The organism is Sulfurovum sp. bin170 (assembly GCF_010892395.1).
Classification (GTDB): Bacteria; Campylobacterota; Campylobacteria; order Campylobacterales; family Sulfurovaceae; genus UBA1140.
The window spans coordinates 1-1,662 of record NZ_JAACKB010000053.1; the positions used below are offsets into that span (position 1 = coordinate 1).

General features: G+C 37.3%; 1 protein-coding gene. It reads right to left on the reverse strand.

The window, feature by feature from the left end:
• Window positions 1-246 precede the first annotated feature (246 nt).
• A complete protein-coding gene (gene leuC, locus GSY74_RS01215) occupies window positions 247-1,524 on the reverse strand; it encodes a 3-isopropylmalate dehydratase large subunit (RefSeq protein WP_164663277.1) in 1,278 nt (425 codons plus the stop codon).
• Window positions 1,525-1,662 lie beyond the last annotated feature (138 nt).

The following is a 1,662-nucleotide window of genomic DNA, read 5'->3' on the forward strand; positions in this document are numbered from 1 at the left end:
TAATGATTTTTTATAAATTTTTTTCCATAACTTTTCCATATTTTTTTTGTTAAGATTTTTGCTAGTGCTTATATTGAAAGGGAGGAGAGTTAGTTTGTAAGGGATTGTAGGGGTGTCCCTACAAAATAACATTCAAGAAATGGGAATAAAAAAAGATGCTAAATTACTCTTTTTCGACACCCTAGTTCCAAAGTGTAAACTACTTTTCACCAGATATGAAGCATCCCCTTATTTTAAATTAAAGCGTTAAGTTCGTGGGTCAACAATCTTCCCAGCAATAGCAGAAGCAGCAGCTACAGCAGAGTTAGCTAGATATATCTCGGAAGTTCTAGCCCCCATTCGTCCAACAAAGTTACGATTGGTGGTAGCCACACATCTCTCTTGGTCACCTAAGATTCCCATATAGCCCCCAAGACAGGCACCACAAGTAGGATTAGATACAACAGCTCCCGCATTAATTAGAATCTCCATTAATCCCTCTTTTTGAGCTTGTAAAAAAATCTTTTGTGTAGCAGGGGTTACTATCATTCTGGTGTGTCGTGCAACTCTTTTACCCTCCATAATCTTCGCAGCAATTCGCAAATCTTCTATTCGTCCATTGGTACAACTTCCAATCATTACTTGGTCTATCTTCAGATCATCAGCTACAGCTTGTTCTATACTTTTACCATTTGAGGGTAAGAATGGATAGGCGATAACTGGTGAAAGATTCGCAATATCTATTTTAATCACTTGGCAATACTCCGCATCCTCATCAGAGTAGTGAATCTTTGGTTCAGCCCTAAGTCCACCATTCGCCTCAGCTCTCTCGGTCAAATAGCTCTCTGTCACCTCATCAACGGCAAAGATACCATTTTTTGCTCCCGCTTCAATTACCATATTGGCTATAGAGAATCTGTCTGCCATACCAAGATACTGTATCGAATCCCCTGTAAACTCTATCGCCTTATACAAAGCTCCATCAACCCCAATCATACGGATAAGCTCCAAAATAATATCTTTTCCATAAATATGTTGGGCTGGTTTTCCACTAAGCTCTACTTTAATAGTCTCAGGTACTTTAAACCAGTTACCACCTGTTATCATTCCAAAAGATATATCTGTACTACCCATACCTGTAGAGAAAGCCCCCAAAGCACCATGCGTACAGGTATGACTATCCGCACCTATAATAACATCGCCAGGAATAACTAAACCTTTTTCAGGAAGCAACGCATGTTCTATCCCCATATCCTTCTCATCAAAAAAGTTTTTTAAATCATGTTTGTATGCAAACTCTCTTGAGATCTTTGCTTGATTTGCCGAAGCTATATCTTTTGCAGGGATATAGTGATCCATAACGATACAGAAGTTGTCAGGTCGTGCCAACTTCTTCTGTCCACTCTCCTCAAATGCTCTTATCGAAATAGGGGTTGTAATATCATTACCTATAATCATATCTATGTCTACCCTGACAATCTCTCCTGCGCGTACCTTTTTGTTCGCATGTTCAGAGAAAATTTTTTCAGTAATGGTCTGTCCCATTTTTTATCCTTATATATCTATTAAATATTTGGCGAATTATAGCAAAAATCAACTTATTAAAGATTCATTATCTTTTTTTTGGTAGAATAGTCTATTGAGTTTAATATATAAAAATATAAATAATATAAGGAATTAAGA

What these genes read in the sequence shown, in the direction of transcription:
- leuC (WP_164663277.1), bottom strand. Translation starts at nt 1,524, where the DNA reads ATGGGACAGACCATTACTGAAAAAATTTTCTCTGAACATGCGAACAAA.